The sequence below is a fragment of the Streptomyces sp. NPDC087263 genome (assembly GCF_044744645.1).
Lineage (GTDB): Bacteria > Actinomycetota > Actinomycetes > Streptomycetales > Streptomycetaceae > Streptomyces.
Window position 1 is genome coordinate 1 of sequence record NZ_JBIUYT010000018.1, and the last position, 15,880, is coordinate 15,880.

The 15,880-nt window shown below is 69.4% G+C and carries 14 protein-coding genes; 5 read left to right on the forward strand and 9 right to left on the reverse strand.

Annotated features, from left to right (window positions below; genetic code table 11):
• From ACIPC1_RS38475 to ACIPC1_RS38485, 3 genes are all read right to left on the reverse strand, one after another.
• A partial coding sequence (locus tag ACIPC1_RS38475) for an RNA-guided endonuclease InsQ/TnpB family protein (protein WP_402525987.1) occupies positions 1 to 1,118 on the reverse strand: 1,118 nt, incomplete at its 3' end.
• A 113-nt stretch (positions 1,119 to 1,231) separates the two neighbouring features.
• Entirely contained in the window at positions 1,232 to 1,840 is a 609-nt protein-coding gene (locus ACIPC1_RS38480; protein ID WP_402526148.1) for a DUF1349 domain-containing protein, read from the reverse strand.
• Between the two features lie 48 nt (positions 1,841 to 1,888).
• Positions 1,889 to 3,418, reverse strand: coding sequence for an aldehyde dehydrogenase (NADP(+)) (locus ACIPC1_RS38485; RefSeq protein ID WP_402525990.1), 1,530 nt, complete (start codon positions 3,416 to 3,418; stop codon positions 1,889 to 1,891).
• Positions 3,419 to 3,550: 132 nt separating this feature from the next.
• Between ACIPC1_RS38485 and ACIPC1_RS38490 the strand changes: the two genes are divergently transcribed.
• On the forward strand, positions 3,551 to 4,324 hold the full coding sequence (locus tag ACIPC1_RS38490) for an IclR family transcriptional regulator (protein ID WP_365428249.1): 774 nt from the start codon (positions 3,551 to 3,553) through the stop codon (positions 4,322 to 4,324).
• A gap of 89 nt (positions 4,325 to 4,413) precedes the next feature.
• Positions 4,414 to 5,865: a peptidoglycan D,D-transpeptidase FtsI family protein gene (locus tag ACIPC1_RS38495; protein WP_402525993.1), complete on the forward strand. Its 1,452-nt coding sequence runs from the start codon at positions 4,414 to 4,416 to the stop codon at positions 5,863 to 5,865.
• Positions 5,866 to 5,945: 80 nt separating this feature from the next.
• On the opposite strand, the gene ACIPC1_RS38500 is transcribed toward ACIPC1_RS38495, so the two are convergent.
• The 4 genes from ACIPC1_RS38500 to ACIPC1_RS38515 all read right to left on the reverse strand — a co-directional run bounded on the left by ACIPC1_RS38500 (position 5,946) and on the right by ACIPC1_RS38515 (position 10,124).
• Positions 5,946 to 7,397: an NCS2 family permease gene (locus ACIPC1_RS38500; protein ID WP_402525995.1), complete on the reverse strand. Its 1,452-nt coding sequence runs from the start codon at positions 7,395 to 7,397 to the stop codon at positions 5,946 to 5,948.
• A gap of 369 nt (positions 7,398 to 7,766) precedes the next feature.
• Positions 7,767 to 8,561, reverse strand: coding sequence for an HAD family acid phosphatase (locus tag ACIPC1_RS38505; RefSeq protein ID WP_402525997.1), 795 nt, complete (start codon positions 8,559 to 8,561; stop codon positions 7,767 to 7,769).
• Between the two features lie 118 nt (positions 8,562 to 8,679).
• On the reverse strand, positions 8,680 to 9,432 hold the full coding sequence (locus ACIPC1_RS38510) for an MBL fold metallo-hydrolase (RefSeq protein WP_402525999.1): 753 nt from the start codon (positions 9,430 to 9,432) through the stop codon (positions 8,680 to 8,682).
• Positions 9,433 to 9,539: 107 nt separating this feature from the next.
• Positions 9,540 to 10,124: a TIGR03086 family metal-binding protein gene (locus ACIPC1_RS38515; protein ID WP_402526002.1), complete on the reverse strand. Its 585-nt coding sequence runs from the start codon at positions 10,122 to 10,124 to the stop codon at positions 9,540 to 9,542.
• Positions 10,125 to 10,286: 162 nt separating this feature from the next.
• Between ACIPC1_RS38515 and ACIPC1_RS38520 the strand changes: the two genes are divergently transcribed.
• Complete coding sequence (locus ACIPC1_RS38520) at positions 10,287 to 11,255, forward strand: NAD(P)-dependent alcohol dehydrogenase (RefSeq protein WP_402526004.1); 969 nt, start codon at positions 10,287 to 10,289, stop codon at positions 11,253 to 11,255.
• Between the two features lie 63 nt (positions 11,256 to 11,318).
• A complete protein-coding gene (locus ACIPC1_RS38525; protein ID WP_402526006.1) occupies positions 11,319 to 12,515 on the forward strand; it encodes an MFS transporter in 1,197 nt (398 codons plus the stop codon).
• Between the two features lie 45 nt (positions 12,516 to 12,560).
• Here the strand turns inward: ACIPC1_RS38525 and ACIPC1_RS38530 are convergent, their stop codons facing one another.
• Positions 12,561 to 13,727 carry a hypothetical protein gene (locus tag ACIPC1_RS38530; RefSeq protein WP_402526009.1) on the reverse strand — a complete coding sequence of 389 codons (1,167 nt, stop codon included), beginning with the start codon at positions 13,725 to 13,727 and terminating at the stop codon, positions 12,561 to 12,563.
• 31 nt (positions 13,728 to 13,758) lie between these two features.
• On the reverse strand, positions 13,759 to 14,703 hold the full coding sequence (locus ACIPC1_RS38535) for a 5-dehydro-4-deoxyglucarate dehydratase (RefSeq protein WP_402526011.1): 945 nt from the start codon (positions 14,701 to 14,703) through the stop codon (positions 13,759 to 13,761).
• Between the two features lie 261 nt (positions 14,704 to 14,964).
• Between ACIPC1_RS38535 and ACIPC1_RS38540 the strand changes: the two genes are divergently transcribed.
• Entirely contained in the window at positions 14,965 to 15,774 is an 810-nt protein-coding gene (locus ACIPC1_RS38540; RefSeq protein ID WP_402526013.1) for an NAD-dependent epimerase/dehydratase family protein, read from the forward strand.
• Positions 15,775 to 15,880 lie beyond the last annotated feature (106 nt).

Below are 15,880 nucleotides of genomic sequence, written 5' to 3' on the forward strand. Positions count from 1 at the left end.
CCTCCGGAACATCGCTGGTCTTCAAACTCCAGTCCGCCGTGGCCACGTCGCACACCTCCGAGATCAAAGTGTTGCGACGACCAGTTGAATCCGCCCCGGTTGCGCTTGTCGATGTGATGACAATGGGAGCATTCCCGACTGGTGTAGGCCGGATCGACGTACACCACCGACACCCCAGCTCGCTTCGCCTTGTAGGCAATGAACTCGCCGAGCTGTCCGAATGCCCACGAGTGCAGCGTGACACGTTGGGGCTTCTTGAGCCGTGCCCGCTCGCGGATGCCGCCCAAGTCTTCCAGGGCGATACCGCGACCGGTGCGTTGAGCCTCCGCCACGAGGCACTTACTGATCTTGTGGTTGATGTCGCGGGCGCGGCGCGCTTCCTTGCCCGCATGCTTTTTCGCCCGCCGCCTGGCCGACTTGGTGCCTTTCTGCTGCAACTTGCCGCGCAGCTTCCGGTCGTGTTCGCGACGCCGGTTCAGGCGCCGTCCGCTGTGCCTGGTGCCGGTGGAGGTGGTGGCGATGTTCACAATCCCCAGATCCACCCCGACGAACCCAACCGGAACGCTGTTCAATTCAAGCTCGGGGACGTCACAGGTCGCGATCAGATACCACTGCCCGTTGCAGCGCACCAGGTCGGACTCACCCTGCCGGTAGCTGCGCAGCACCTCAAGCTGGTCAGCCTGACCGGTGAACGCGACGCCCTTCAGCCGACCGGCGGTCGTCCAGATCGACACGGTGGAAACGTCCGTCTGCCACGACAGACAGCGGTCGTCGAAAGGCTGGGCCGCATCCGAGCGAAAGGCGATCGGCTTGCCCGTGGCCTTCGTGTGTCGCTTCGATCCCGGCTTGCCCAGGTTTCCGGCCCGTAGGTTCGCCTTCAGCGCGGTGTAGGCGTCTGCCACCTTGCGCAGGACGTGCAGCGCGGGCTGCGCCGACAGTCCCCGCGCCCGTAGATCGGCGTAAGCGAAGCCCTGCAGTGCCTGGCGGGAGGTCGCCCGGAGAGCGAACGCCTGGCCGGACAGCCAGTTCGCCGCTTCGTTGCAGGTACGCAGGGTCGCCTCAAGTGCCAACGCCCGACCAGGCGTTGGCAGGAGCTTGACTCGCACCACCAGCTTCACGATCCACAACGCTAGCGAGCGATCCGCGTCTCGGCGCGACGAACCGCACCCTTCATCCGAACAGGTGACCCGCACACTGAACGGATGACTGAAAATACCGCCCGTCTCGGCGTTCAGCTACCGTCCCTCAAGTCCCGCGGCCAGTTCGCCCGGAACTCGATCCCGTCGTACGTCACCACGCACCCCTCCCCCAAAGGGGATTGGGTCATGAAGCCGACCAGCGCCGCCGAGGTCTCCTTCTCGTCACCGAGGGTGAAGAGACGGACGAAAGTCCAGCGGACCCCGTCACGGGAGGCGTGGAAGGCGAAGGCCCGGTCGGTGCGGCTGACCCGGAGCCAGACCGAACTGCCGTCGACGGTGAAGGAGTTGGCGTCGTCGGAGTGCCCCCGGGTGACCACCGTGCAGACGGTGGCGACATCCGGGGAGTACTCCAGGCAGAGCTTCGCCCAGGCCCGCTCCCCCACATGGACATAGAGGACACCCGCGTCGAAGGAGCCCGCGAAGCCGACCGTGACCCTGGCGATCAACTGGAAGTCGCCCTCCGGCTCACCGAGCAGCCGGGGCGCGTCGGAGGCGGCGTCCAGGCCCTCCCCGGTGGGCGGCACGAAGCGATCCTGCCGGGCGCCCGCCCAGCCGGCGAGCACCCCGTCCTCGTACGACCAGTGACCGTCAGGCCCGTACGTGCGAAGCCGGAACGGGAGTTCGGGGAGTTCGACGTCCATCCGCCGAGTCTTCCAGGTCACGCCCGGCATGTCCCGGGCGGCTCCCACTCAGCGTTCCAGTCGGCCGTCGTAACGACGCGGCAGCCGCAGCGGGTTGTCGTCCCGGAGTTCGGCCGGCAGCAGCGCTTCAGGCGTGTTCTGGTACGCCACAGGACGCAGCCAGCGCTCAATGGCCGTACCGCCGACGGAGGTTGAGGTGGAGGTCGTCGCGGGGTAGGGGCCGCCGTGGTGCTGGGCGGGGGCGACCGCGACGCCGGTCGGCCAGCCGTTGACCAGGACGCGGCCCGCGAGGGGGGTCAGCTCGGCGAGGATCTCGGCGCCGCGCCCCTCGCCCGCCGCCTCCTCGGTGGAGAGCTGCACGGTGGCGGTGAGGTTGCCGGGGAGGCGGGAGAGGACCGCGCTGGCCTCGGCGTCGTCCTCGTAGCGGGCGATCACGGTGAGCGGGCCGAAGCACTCCTCCAGGAGCAGGTCGTGCTCGCCCTCGGTGGTGAGCCTGCTCGCGGGCACGGTCAGGAAGCCGGGGCTCACCGTGTGCTCGCTGCCCGCTCCCGGGGTCACCGGGGCCTCCACGTCGGGGAGTTCGGCGCGCTCGGCGACCCCGGCGATGAAGTTGTCGCGCATGCGGTGGTCGAGCAGGACGCCCGCGTCGGTGTCACTGACGGCGTCCGTGAGCGACTTGACGAAGCGGTCGCCGGCCGCGCCCGCCGGGGCGAGGACCAGGCCCGGCTTCACACAGAACTGGCCGACGCCCAGCGTCATCGAGCCGGCGAGCCCGGCGCCGATCGCCTCGGCGCGCTCGGCCGCGGCGGCCTCGGTGACGATGACGGGGTTCAGGGACCCCAGCTCGCCGTGGAAGGGGATCGGCACGGGGCGTGCGGCCGCCGCGTCGAAGAGGGCACGTCCGCCGCGTACCGAGCCGGTGAAGCCGGCCGCCGAGACCAGCGGGTGCCTGACCAGCTCGACGCCCGCCTCGAAGCCGTGGACCAGGCCCACCACTCCCGCGGGGATGTCGTGCTGGGCGGCGGCCCGGCGCAGGTTGGCCGCGACCAGTTCGGAGAGTCCCGGGTGGTCCGGGTGGGCCTTGACGACGACCGGGCAGCCCGCCGCCAGCGCGCTCGCGGTGTCGCCGCCGGCGACCGAGAAGGCGAAGGGGAAGTTCGAGGCGGAGTAGACGGCGACGACGCCCAGCGGCACCTTGTAGCGGCGCAGGTCCGGGATCGGCGGGGTCGCGGTGTCGTCGGGGTGGTTGATCACGACGTCGAGGAAGGCGCCCTCGTCGACGATTGTCGCGAAGGCCCGCAACTGGTAGCAGGTGCGGGCGAGTTCACCGGTGAGCCGGACGGGGCCGAGCGCGCTCTCCGCGTCCGCGGCCTCGACGAGGTGCTCCTTGGAGCCTTCGAGCAGGTCGGCCGCGGTGCGCAGGAAGGCCGCGCGCACCGTCCGGTCGGCGAGGGCCGGGCGCGCGGCGTGCGCGGCGCGGACGGCTTCGTCGACCTCCTGGGCTGTGGCCTCCACCGCAACCTGTTCCCGCTGCTTCCCGGTTCGGGGGTCGACACTCCAGACTGGTGCTGCTGCCACCGCGGGTCCCTCCAAGATGTGATGCCGCAGTTCTGTGTCACTCACCAGGGGCGTTCGATATGCTGAACGCTGTCTCTGGTGGTGAATATGCTGTTGGAGACTATTTCCCGTCGAACGAAGGGGTCAAGGGCGATGTCGGCAGTCGAGACAGGCGGCGGGGCGCAGGTGAAGTCCGCGGTACGGACCGTGGAATTGCTCGAGTACTTCGCCGGCCGGCCCGGTATGCACTCGCTCGCCTCCGTGCAGGAAGCCGTCGGCTATCCGAAGTCCAGCCTGTACATGCTGCTGCGCACGCTCGTCGAGCTCGGCTGGGTCGAGACGGACGCGACGGGCACGCGGTACGGCATCGGCGTACGGGCTCTGCTGGTCGGCACCTCGTACATCGACGGCGACGAGGTGGTCGCCGCGGCCCGCCCGACCCTGGACCGCCTCTCCGACGACACGACGGAGACCATCCACCTGGCCCGCCTGGACGGCACGAACGTCGTGTACCTGGCCACCCGCCAGTCGCAGCACTACCTCCGCCCCTTCACCCGGGTCGGCCGCCGCCTCCCCGCGCACTCGACCTCGCTCGGCAAGGCGCTGCTCGCCACCCACACCGACGAGCAGGTCCGCAAGCTGCTCCCCGAGACGCTGCCGGCGCTGACCGAGCACACGATCACCGACCGGGAGAAGCTCATCGAGGAGCTGCACCAGGTCCGTGAGCAGGGCTTCGCCGTGGACCGCGAGGAGAACACGCTGGGCCTGCGCTGCTTCGGCGTGGCCATCCCCTACCGGACGCCCGCCCGCGACGCGATCAGCTGCTCGGTGCCCGTGGCGCGCCTGACCCCGGCGCACGAGCAGCTGGTCAAGGACGCGCTGTTCGACGCCCGCGACCGCCTGACGCTGGCCACGCGAAGGCTGTGACTGAGGCCCACCTGGCTTCATGAACGGTCTATGAGAAATGCGGGCGGAAGGGAACGTTTCCCTCCCGCCCGCTCGTCTTTCTGAGCGGGATGAACAAGACGATCAGGCGCTCCGCCGTCTTCACGCTGCTGCTCGTGCTCGCTCTGCTGGTGAGGGCGACCTGGGTGCAGTTCTACGAAGGCCAGGCGCTCGCGGACGACAAGGACAACCGGCGCAACGCGATAGAGCAGTACGCGAACCCGCTCGGGAACATCATCGTGGCCGGAGACGCGATCACCGGTTCCGCGCAGACGAAGGGCAGCGACCTCAAGTACAAGCGCACGTACACGGACGGCAGTCTGTACGCGGCGGTCACCGGCTACAGCTCGCAGGTGTACGGGGCGACGCAGCTGGAGGGCATCTACCAGGACCTGCTCGACGGCACGGACAACCAGCTGAAGACCCCGCTGGACACGCTCACCGACAAGCGCGCCGACCCGGGTGACGTGATCACGACGATCGACCCGGATGTGCAGAAGGCGGCGTACGAGGCGCTCGGTGAGAAGAAGGGCGCGGCGGTCGCGATCGATCCGGCGACCGGGAAGATCCTCGCGGTGGTCTCCACCCCGTCGTACGACCCCTCGCAGCTCAGCGCGGGCGATTCGGACGCCTGGACGACGCTGACCAAGGACCCCGACAAGCCGATGACGAACCGGGCGCTGCGCCAGCCGCTGCCACCGGGCTCGACCTTCAAGCTGGTGGTCGCGGCGGCCGCGCTGGAGGACGGGCTGTACCCGGACGTCGACGCGAAGACGGACAGCCCGAACCCGTACAGGCTGCCGAACACGAACACCGACCTGGCGAACGAGAACGCGTCCGCGCCCTGCGCGAACGCCTCGATCCGGGTGGCGCTGCAGTACTCCTGCAACAACGTCTTCGCGAAGATGGCCGTCGACCTGGGCCAGGACAAGCTCAAGGCGCAGGCCGAGAAGTTCGGCTTCAACGACAAGTCGCAGGATGTACCGGTGCGGGCGTACACCAGCGTGTATCCCTCCGGCATGGACGAGTCGTCCACCGCGCTCACGGGCATCGGCCAGTTCGATGTGACCGCGACGCCGCTCCAGATGGCCATGGTGTCGGCTGCTATTGCCAATGACGGAAAGCTGGTGTCGCCGCACATGGTCTCGCAGACCAGTGACTCCGACGGCAATGTGCTGAAGGACTACGACGACAGCACGGAGACCAAGGAGGTCGTCAGTTCCTCCACGGCCCAGCAGCTCCAGTCCGCGATGCAGACGGTCGTCGAGGACGGCACGGGCACGAACGCGCAGATCTCCGGCGCGACGGTCGGCGGCAAGACCGGTACGGCCCAGCACGGCGAGAACAACAGCCAGACGCCGTACGCGTGGTTCACCTCGTACGCGAAGTCCGACTCCAGCGACAAGGAGGTCGCCGTCGCGGTCCTCGTCGAGCAGTCGGACGCGGCTCGCTCCGAGGTCAGCGGCAACGGCCTTGCGGCGCCGGTGGCGAAGGCGATGATGCAGGCGGCGCTGAAGGACTGAGCACCGCCGACACGACGGAAGGGCCGCCCTCGCACCCCTGGAGGACGGCCCTTCGTGTTACTTCACGCCGGACATACGCGTCACTTCACGCCGAACAGCTGCTCGATCGGGTCGATCGCGAAGTACACCAGGAACAGCGCGGACGCGCCCCACAGCAGCCAGTGCACCTCCTTCGCCCTGCCGAGGACCGTCTTGATCAGCACGTAGGCGAGGAAGCCCGCGCCGATGCCGTTGGTGATCGAGTACGTGAACGGCATCACGGCGATGGTCAGGAACGCGGGGATCGCGATCTCGTACTTGTCCCAGTCGATGTGCTTGACCTGGGTCATCATCAGGAACCCGACCGCGACGAGCGCGGGCGCCGCGGCCTGTAGCGGCACGATGGTGAGCAGCGGGGTCAGGAAGAGCGCGATCGCGAAGAGCGCGCCGGTGATCAAATTCGAGAAGCCGGTACGGGAGCCCTCGCCGACGCCCGCCGCCGACTCGATGTACGAGGTCGCGGAGGACGCCGAGGCCGCGCCGCCGGCGACCGCGGCCGCCCCGTCGATGAGCAGCACCCGGCCGAGGCCCGGCACCTTGCCCTCCTCGTCGAGCAGGCCCGCCTCGGCGCTGATGCCGACGACCGTGCCCATGGTGTCGAAGAAGTCGGAAAGGATCAGCGTGAAGACCAGCAGCACGACGGTGATCGCGCTGGTCTCGCCGAAGGCGCCGAAGAGGCTGAAGTGACCGAGCAGTCCGAAGTCCGGTGAGGCCACGATGTCGTCGGGGACCTTCGGTGTGGTCAGGCCCCAACTCTTGATGTCCGCGACGGAGTTGATGATGATCGCCACGATCGTCATGGTCACGATGCTGATCAGGATCGCGCCCTTGACCTTGCGCGCGAGCAGCCCGATGGTCAGCAGCACGCCGAGACAGAAGACGAGAACGGGCCAGCCGGCGAGCGCGCCCGTGGCGCCGAGCTGCACCGGCACGGTGGTCTGGGCGATGTCGGGGATGCGGGTGGCGAACCCGGCGTCGATGAAGCCGATGAAGGCGATGAACAGGCCGATACCGACGCTGATCGCCTGCTTCATCGGCTGCGGAATGGCCTGCATGACGGCTTCCCGCAGCCCTGTCACCACCAACACGCAGATCAGCAGGCCTTCGAGGACGATCAGGCCCATCGCGTCGTCCCAGCTCATCAGCGGGGCGATCTGGAAGGCGACGACGGCGTTGAGGCCGAGGCCCGCGGCGAGCGCGAGCGGGAGGTTGCCGCCGATACCCATGATGATCGTCATGACCGCGGCCACCAGGGCGGTGGCGGTGGTCAGTTGGACGGCGTCGAGCTGGTGGCCGAACTTGTCCTTGGCACTGTCCAGGATGATCGGGTTCAGGACAAGGATGTAGGCCATCGTGAAGAACGTGGCGAAGCCACCGCGAATCTCCCGGCCGAAGGTGGAGCCCCTGGCGGAGATCTTGAAGAAGTGGTCGACGCCGTTCGCCGGGGGCGGCGGGGCACTTGGCCGGTCGGCCACCTTCTGCTGATCGGACATGGCGAGACTCCTCGTTACCTGCGTGCCGGGGTGTGCGGATGATGGCTGGATTGTTCCCGTGTTGAACCGCTTTCAGGTTTTCCCCGTGTTACGGAATCAGGTTCGGCCCGCCATACGCTGTTCGAAATCCTGTACGAGTGATGAGTAAGCTCACGCGACTCGCCCCACGGGCACACCACTTCAGCCTGGGGCCCCAAGTGGCCGTATACGCACGCGACTTCATCGGCCGCGCACAACCAGATCCTCGTTCCGTACGTCTCTACCAGTGACCACATTGATCTGCTGGCCTGAGCCCCCCTCGGCCAGTCAGAGGAGCCCCCGCCGATGACGATCGGCGGGGGCTCACCCTTCAAGGCTCCTGCGCGGGACCTAGCTCACGTGGTACGTCGGGTTGGGGAGCTTGTACGTCTTGTCGGCGTAGCCCCCTTCGAGGTCGGAGTACTGGTCGCCGAAGTTGGCGACGACGTCGTATCCGAGGGACTCGATGTGCTTGCGCGTGCCGGACTTGTACTGCACGGTCGTGCAGGTCCAGGCGGCGGCGGTGGCGCAGGCGCTCAGGTAGGACGGCGGGTTGGTCGCGTCCTTGAGGAACATGTGGTCGGCATCGAGGTTGATGTCGACGCCGACCTTCTTCAGGTTCGCGACCGCGGCGGCCCGCTGCGACTCCTTCAGGCCCGAGTTGTAGAAGACCTCGACACCTTTGGACTCGGCGTACGCAACGAGTTCGGGGGTGCCGAAGACGGCCGGACGATCGGCCTTGGCCACGTAGTCGGCCCACGTGGCCGAGTTGTACGTGTAGTTGGTCTTCTTCTCGTAGTCGAGGGAGAGCAGCAGCGTGTCGTCGATGTCGAAGACGACCGCGGGCTTCTCGCCTTTGTGTCCGGCCTTGTCGGCGACCTTGTTGATGTACTTCTTCGCGTCGGACTCGATGTGCGCCAGGTCCTTGGCGTACGGACTGCTCTCGGACGCCTGGTACACGCCGTTGCTGTCGAGGGTGGTGCCGTAGTAGGTGTCGATCTCCCCCACCAGCAGCCCGATGTTGTGGGGCTCCTTGGTGCTGTTCGCCGTCGACTGGTCGGCGGTGGCGACACCCGTGCCGTACAGGGCGGCACCGGCGACGGCACAGGTGGCGGCGACGGCCGCTATACGCAGTGGCTTATGCATGACAGGTTTCTACGCGCGTAACCCGCCCGAACGCGAGGCTCGTTGCCCGATACTTACGAAGTCCATAGACAATCTTTAAGCCACGCCTCCCCTGGCCGGTTTCAGTCGGCCTGGATGCTCAGACGACCTTGACGTCGCCTTCGCGGGCCTGGACGGTACGACCGCCGAAGGCACTGGCCGCGCGGGCCGTCGCGTCCGCCGGCGTGAGCGTGGGCCCGACGTGGGTGACGAGCAGTTCCCGCACTCCCGCCGCACGCGCGACCGCGCCCGCGTCCTCCGGAGTCAGATGGACGCGCTCGCCTTCGTGATGCCGGTCGATGTCGGCCTCGCAGAGAAACAGGTCGGCCCCCTGGGCGAGTTCGGTGAGCTGAGCGCAGGGCCCACTGTCCCCGGAGTACGCCAGCACACGCCCCGCGTACTCGGCCCGCAGCCCGTACGCCTCGGTGTCGTGCACGACGGCACGACTGAGGAGCCGCAGCTCTCCCACCCGCGCCTCGTGGCCGTCGTACAGGGTCCGGAAGTCGAAGATCCCGCTCAGGAACCCGGAATCGCCCTGCCCGAAGAACCCTGCGAGCCGCTGCCCGAGGTCACGCGGCGCGTACACGGGAAGGGGCGCGGCGGGGGTCAGTCCGCCGTACGCGAGCCCGTAAAAGGCGGAGAGCAGATCGGCGCAGTGGTCGGCGTGCAGATGCGAGATCCAGATCGCCGACAGCCCTGCCGGGTCCGTATGCCTCTGCAACTCGGCGAAGGTCCCGGGCCCGGCGTCGACCCACACCTCGGCCTCCCCTCCGCACAGCAGATAGCCGGAACAGGGGCGGCCGGGGCCCGGGTGCGGGGAGGCCGTGCCGAGGACGGTGAGGGTGAGGGACACGCGTGGAGCGTACGAAACCGCCGTCCCGCGGGCGTCTCTTTATTGGGGCGCAACGGCTTCATCGGAGCTCTATGGGTTCAGCGGCGCGCTACGGCTTCATCGGAGCGCTACGGCTTCCAGCCCGGATCCCGCCCGCTCAGCCCGATCGCCCGGTCGAGCAGCGGAGCGTCGTCTGGCACCGGCACCACGGGGCCGAAGATGGCGCCGTGGTCCGGGCCCTCGGCCGAGGCGAGGAGGAGTTCGTACGACACCTGAAGGGCTGCGGGGTCGGGCTCGTACACCTGGCCGGTGGCCCGCGCGAGATCCCAGCCGTGCACGACCAGTTCGTTGGTGGCGACCATGCCCCCGACCGCGCCCGGCAGGGACACACCACCCGCCCTGGTCTCCCCGGTCCAGGCGGCCGGGTCGCGCCAGGCCTCGGCGAGTTCGTCCATCACCTTGGGCAGCGCCTCGCGCCAGCCGGGCTCGATGTCCGGCACGGCAGCGTTCGGGTTGGTGTCCGTGGTGGCCCCCAGGTCCTTGCGCGCGGCGTCCCGGAAGGCGGCGGCAAGCCCGGCCAGGTGCCCCAGCATGTTGTGCACCGCGTGTTCCGGACATGGGGTCACGCCCGCCAACTGCTCGTCCGTCACCCCCGCCGCGAGGTGCGCCACGATCCGGGCCTGCGGCCCGAGGTCAAGAATCCCGCCAGTCATCCGCTTCTCCTCAGAGTTCGTACGCGTCTCCACTCCTGGGGTAGACCGACGAACGTACGAAAACTCATCGGTCCCGCCTCCATGGCCGCCCTCCGGAGGCTGGTCACACCTTCGAGCCGCCGGGATGCTCGATGCCAGAGGTCCGCGAGAAGGAGAGCCACCGTGAGAGCGATCGTCCAGGATGCCTACGGAACCGCAGACCTGCTGGAGGCGCGCGACGTCGACCGGCCGGTCCCCCGTGACGACGAGGTGCTTGTCGAGGTGCGCGCCGCCGGCGTCGACCCTAGCGTGTGGCACCTCATGACGGGCAGGCCGCTGGTGGCCCGCGTCGCCCTTGGACTCCGCAAGCCCAGGAACCCCGTCCGGGGCTGGGACGGCGCCGGTCGGGTCGAGGCGGTCGGCGCGAAGGTGACCGAGTTCAAGCCGGGCGACGAGGTCTTCGGCAACTGCGAGGGCTCGTTCGCCGAGTTCGCGCGCGCCAAGGCCCGCAGGCTCGCCCTCAAGCCTCCCCGCCTCACCTTCGAACAGGCCGCCGCCCTCCCCGTCTCCGGCATGACCGCCCTCCAGGCCCTGAAGGGGACGGCACGCCCGCAGCCGGGCGACCAGGTCCTCGTCATCGGCGCCTCGGGCGGCGTCGGTTCCTTCGCCGTCCAACTCGCCACGATGTACGGCGCGGTGGTGACCGGCGTCTGCGGCCCCACCAACACGGAGTTCGTACGATCCCTGGGCGCCACCCACGTCCTCGACCACACCCAGGAGGACGTCACCGCCGGACCCCACCGCTACGACGTCATCGTCGACTGCGCGGGCCTGCGCCCCGTGCCCCTGCTGCGCCGCGTCCTGGCCCCTCGCGGCACCCTCGTCATGGTCGGCGGCGAGGGCGGGAGCGCCTTCTTCGGCGGGATGGGCCGCGAGATCCGGGCCTCCCTGCTCTCCCCCTTCATCGGCCAGAACCTCCGCAACCTCATCTCCCTCCCCCGCCACGAGGACCTGCTGACCCTCAAGGACCTCGCCGAGCAGGGAAAGATCACTCCGGCCATCGACCGCACCTACCCGCTCGCCGAGGCCGCGGACGCGGTCCGACACCTGGAGAAGGGCCACCCGCGAGGCAAACTCGTCGTCATCATCTGACGGCGCCTTATAAGGCATCTGCCGGATCCCTGAGGCAGGTCCTTAGGGCCACGCTGACGAGCCATGGAGACATGGACAGTCACGCGCGTCCTGCGGGACCGCAACGCGGGTTTGTATCTGAGCGCGGTCGTGGTCTCCGGCTTCGGCTCGTCGGCGCTGTGGCTGGTGTCCGGCATCTGGGTCAAGGACCTGACCGGTTCGGACGGCCTGGCGGCCCTCTGCGTCTTCGCCCTCTGGGCCCCCACACTCATCGGCCCCGCGCTGGGCACCCTCGCGGACCGCACCCGCCGCCGGCCGCTTCTCATCGGCATGAACCTGCTGCTCGCCGCGCTGCTGCCGACCCTCTTCGCCGTGGACGCGCCGGCCCGCCTGTGGATCCTCTTCGGGGTGCTCCTGGTCTACGGCGCCACGGGCGTCGTCCATGACGCGGCGGAGTCGGCCCTGATCGCCTCGGCCGTCGACAAATCCCTCCTCGGCGACTTCAACGGCCTGCGCATGACGGCCAACGAGGGGATGAAACTACTGGCCCCACTGGCCGGCGCGGCACTGTACGCGGTGTACGGCGGGGCGCGGGTCGCACTCCTGGACGCGCTCACGTTCGTACTGGCCGCGGGCCTGTGCGCACTGCTGCGCGTAAGCGAGACGAAGCCGCCCCAGGCCCCGACCGGCTGGCGTACGCAGACGGCCGAAGGTGCCCGCTTCCTGTGGTCCCACGCCCGGCTACGGCCCCTCGTCCTGACGGCCGGCACGACCATGCTCTTCGCGGGCCTCAACGGCGCGACGGTCTACGCGGTCGCCGAGGGCCTCGGCCACCCGCCCACGTACGTAGGTGTGTTGTACGCCGTCCAGGGCGCCGGGTCGGTGGCGATCGGCCTGGCCGCGGGTCCCCTCCTGCGCCGCCTGGGCGAGCGCCGGTTCGCGGGGTACGGCATCGCGCTCAGCGCCCTGGCCGTGACGGCTCGCGCGCTCCCGTACGACGCGGTGGCGCTCGCCTCGGCCGCGGCGGTCGGCATCGGCCTCCCCTGCGTGCTGATCGCGGCGCTCACCGCAGTCCAGCGTGAGACTCCGGCCGCCCTTCTGGGCCGTACGACGGCAACCGCCAACACCCTGATGTTCGCCCCGAACGCGGTGGGCCTCGCGGTGGGCGCGGGCCTGGTCGAACTCGTCGACCACCAGGTGCTGTTGGCGGTCCTCGGCCTCGCGCGACTCGTGACGGTGCTGCCCCTGCTGCGACCTCAGCCGAGCCGCGCGAACACCTGAGTCACGAGCCTCAGCCGAGCCGCGCGAGCGTCTGAGTCACGAGCCTCAGCCGAGCCGCGTCAGCGCCTGAGTCACGAGCGACAGGTCCTCCTCGGACGCCAACCCCGCGTGATACAGCCGTACTTCGGTGGCCCCCAGTTCGACCGCACGCGCCACGTCCGCACCGAGCTCCGCCGGGCGGCCGCCCATCCCGCTCACCACGGTGAAGTTGGCCGCCAGCACGCTCCCCTCAACACCCCTGTCGGCAAAGGGAGTCAGCAGCCCGGGCCCTCCGGCGCAGGGCACGACCACACCGTCGGCGACGGACAGGATGTGCCCGGGATCGACCCCGGCGTTCGCGCCGCAGTGGTAGGAGACCGGGTCCGCGTGCAGCAGGATCCGGAACCCCTCGGGGGCGGCCGAGCGCACCGCGGTGACGGCCTCCGTCTGCAGCGAACGGGCGACGGAGTCCCGCCACCCGCGCGTGGCCGTCGCGAGTTCGCTCCCGAGCAGCTTCTCCACGGCCTCCCAGCCCCCGGCGGGCGCCTCACCCCGCCACACGGGCTCCAGAGCACGCCGTACCGAGACCGCCAACTCCTCCGGATCCAGCCCCTGTTGGGCGTAGCCGTCACGACAGGAGGGACAGAAGCACAACGACATCAGGTACTGCCCGGCGTCCCCGAGTGCCACCCCCGCCATCTTGTCGTGGGCGTGCAGATGCGCGAGCCCGTACCAGCCGAGGGACTCCAGCTCCGTACCGCCGGCCCCGGGCCGCACCGCCGCCTCGGCGGCCAGCGTGACCAGGTATGCGCGCGTCTCAGGCTGCGCGATGCACGGAGCCCACGGATAGCGGTCCCCGTAGGCGTTGACCACGGAGGTCTCCGGAAACTCCTCCCCCATACGGGAGTTGTGCGCGAGCACCACCCAGGTGTGCACGTCGAGTCCGGCCCCGGCGAGCGCGTCGGCGGCCGCCCCGTACGCGTCACCCGGCGCCCAGTCGCCTGCCGTGTACGGCCAGAGCCTGCGCCCCTCCCACCGTTCGTCGACGGGGTAGAGCACGGCGGCGTGCGAGGCGGTGACGATCCGGTGCCGGGGGTGGCGTGGGGTCAGCGCGCGCGTGGAGTGGTATGCGGAGGCGAGTGTGACCTGCTGCACGCCGAGCCCGGCGATCCGGCCGGCGGCCTCCGGGTCTCCGTTGACATCCCAGGGATAGACGAACGCGGACGACTTCATTTGTTCTCCCCAGGAATCCGTACCGGCACGGTCACACACCCTCCTCGATCAGCCCGTACCCGCGCTCGATCAGCTGGGCGAGCTGCTTCACATGGTCCTCGCTCGGCTCGTGCAACGGCGGCCGCACCTCGCCCACGTCCAGCCCCCGCAGCCGTACCCCGGCCTTGACGAGCGAGACGGCGTAGCCGCGCCCCTGCGCCCGCAGGTCGACGAACGGCCGGTAGAAGCCGTCGATCAGCCGGTTCACGGCCTCGTCGTCACCGGTGTTGAACGCTTTGTGGAAGGCCAGGGCGACCTCGGGAGCGAAGCAGAACACGGCTGACGAGTACAGGGTGATACCCACGCCCCGGTAGGCGAGCCCGGTCAGCTCGGCCGTGGGCAGCCCGTTGAAGTAGAGGAACTCCTCGCCCGGGACCTCGCTGCGCACCGCACTGACGATCCGCTGGATCAGGTCCAGGTCCCCGAGCCCGTCCTTGAACCCGATGATGCCCTCCGTGCGGGCCAGCTCCACCACGGTCTCCGGCGTGAACACGGCGTTGTCCCGCTGGTAGACGATCACCGGCAGCGAGGTCGCCGCCGTCAGCTCCTGGTAGTGCCGCAGCAGTCCCTCCTGCCCGGCCACCACGAGATAGGGCGGCATGGCGAGCAGCCCGTCGGCCCCGGCCGCTTCCGCGAGCCGCGCGAACCGCACGGCGAGCGCCGGCCCGTACCCGGCGCCCGCGACGACCGGCACGCGTCCGTCCGCCGCCTCGACAGCCGCCGCCACGCACGCCCCGAACTCCTCGGGCGAGAGTGCGTGGAACTCCCCGGTGCCGCAGCAGGCGAACACGGCGGCGGCACCGGCCTCGACTCCGCGCCGCACATGCTCCCGGTAGACGTCGAGGTCGACGCCGCCGTCAGCGCCGTACGCGGTGACAGGGAAGAACAGCGGCCCGCTGGGGATGCTGAGCCGAGCGGCAAGGGGGGCTGGCGTCACGGACTCTCCCTAAGCGGTGCACGTTCGCCGTGCCCGTCTCTCGGTGCATGTTTCTGATCCACGTCCATATTTCTGAACGCGTCCACGCTAAGCCGCGACCTTGGGGCCGGTCAAGCGCGCAAACTCGCAACACAGAGGCGGATTTCCCGCCTCCGCGTAAGACTTGACGTGAGCCGTCGGCAATCCTTAGCGTGTCCACGGATGTGAATGCCGTACACACATGCGCATGACCTACGGCTGCCGATTCAAGGAGACCCGAGGATGCCCGCTCCCCGCACCGTTCTGCTCACCGGCGCCGCCGGCGGCCTCGGCACCCTGATGCGAGGGCTGCTCCCGAAGTACGGCTACGAGCTGCGCCTCCTCGACCTGCTCCCCATCGAGGGCGAGCCGGACGCGATCACCGCCGACCTCTCCGACCGGGCGGCTCTGCGCGAGGCGGTACGGGGTGTCGACGCGATCATCCACCTCGCGGGCATCTCCCTGGAAGCCTCCTTCGACAAGATCCTCAAGGCGAACATCGAGGGAACGTACAACCTGTACGAGGCGGCCCGCGAGGAAGGCGTACCCCGCATCGTCTTCGCCTCCTCCAACCATGCGGTGGGCTATACCCCGCGCCCCCAGGGCGACGACCCGCTCATCCCCATCGACACACCGCGCCGCCCGGACACCTTCTACGGCCTGTCGAAGTCCTTCGGCGAGGACCTGGCCCAGTTCTACTGGGACAAGCACGGCCAGGAGACGGTCTCGGTCCGCATCGGCTCCTGCTTCGCGGAGCCGGCGAACGTGCGCATGCTCTCGGTCTGGATGAGCCCGGAGGACGGCGCCCGCCTCTTCCACGCGACTCTGACCGCCGAGGACGTACGGCACACCGTCGTCTACGGCTCCTCCGCCAACACCCGCCTGTGGTGGGACCTCTCGACCGCCCGCGCCCTGGGTTACGAGCCCCAGGACGACTCCGAGCCGTACGCCGCGAAGCTCATCGCCGAGCTGGGCGAACTCGACCCGGACAACCCGGACCACGCCCACCTGGGCGGCCACTTCACCACGCACCCCCCCATCTGGCCGTACTGAGGCCACAGCGGCGGCGCATAACGGCGGGCGGGCACCGAACGGGCCCGCCCGCCCCCGTATTCGGGCACCAGCCCTGCCCGATCCCACCTCCCCCTCCGCTCCGCCC

Bases quoted from the DNA above. Each gene is read 5' to 3' on its own strand.
- ACIPC1_RS38480 (WP_402526148.1), bottom strand. From the start codon at position 1,840: ATGGACGTCGAACTCCCCGAACTCCCGTTCCGGCTTCGCACGTACGGG.
- ACIPC1_RS38490 (WP_365428249.1), top strand. From the start codon at position 3,551: ATGTCGGCAGTCGAGACAGGCGGCGGGGCGCAGGTGAAGTCCGCGGTA.
- ACIPC1_RS38495 (WP_402525993.1), top strand. From the start codon at position 4,414: ATGAACAAGACGATCAGGCGCTCCGCCGTCTTCACGCTGCTGCTCGTG.
- ACIPC1_RS38500 (WP_402525995.1), bottom strand. From the start codon at position 7,397: ATGTCCGATCAGCAGAAGGTGGCCGACCGGCCAAGTGCCCCGCCGCCC.
- ACIPC1_RS38505 (WP_402525997.1), bottom strand. From the start codon at position 8,561: ATGCATAAGCCACTGCGTATAGCGGCCGTCGCCGCCACCTGTGCCGTC.
- ACIPC1_RS38515 (WP_402526002.1), bottom strand. From the start codon at position 10,124: ATGACTGGCGGGATTCTTGACCTCGGGCCGCAGGCCCGGATCGTGGCG.
- ACIPC1_RS38525 (WP_402526006.1), top strand. From the start codon at position 11,319: ATGGAGACATGGACAGTCACGCGCGTCCTGCGGGACCGCAACGCGGGT.
- ACIPC1_RS38530 (WP_402526009.1), bottom strand. From the start codon at position 13,727: ATGAAGTCGTCCGCGTTCGTCTATCCCTGGGATGTCAACGGAGACCCG.
- ACIPC1_RS38540 (WP_402526013.1), top strand. From the start codon at position 14,965: ATGCCCGCTCCCCGCACCGTTCTGCTCACCGGCGCCGCCGGCGGCCTC.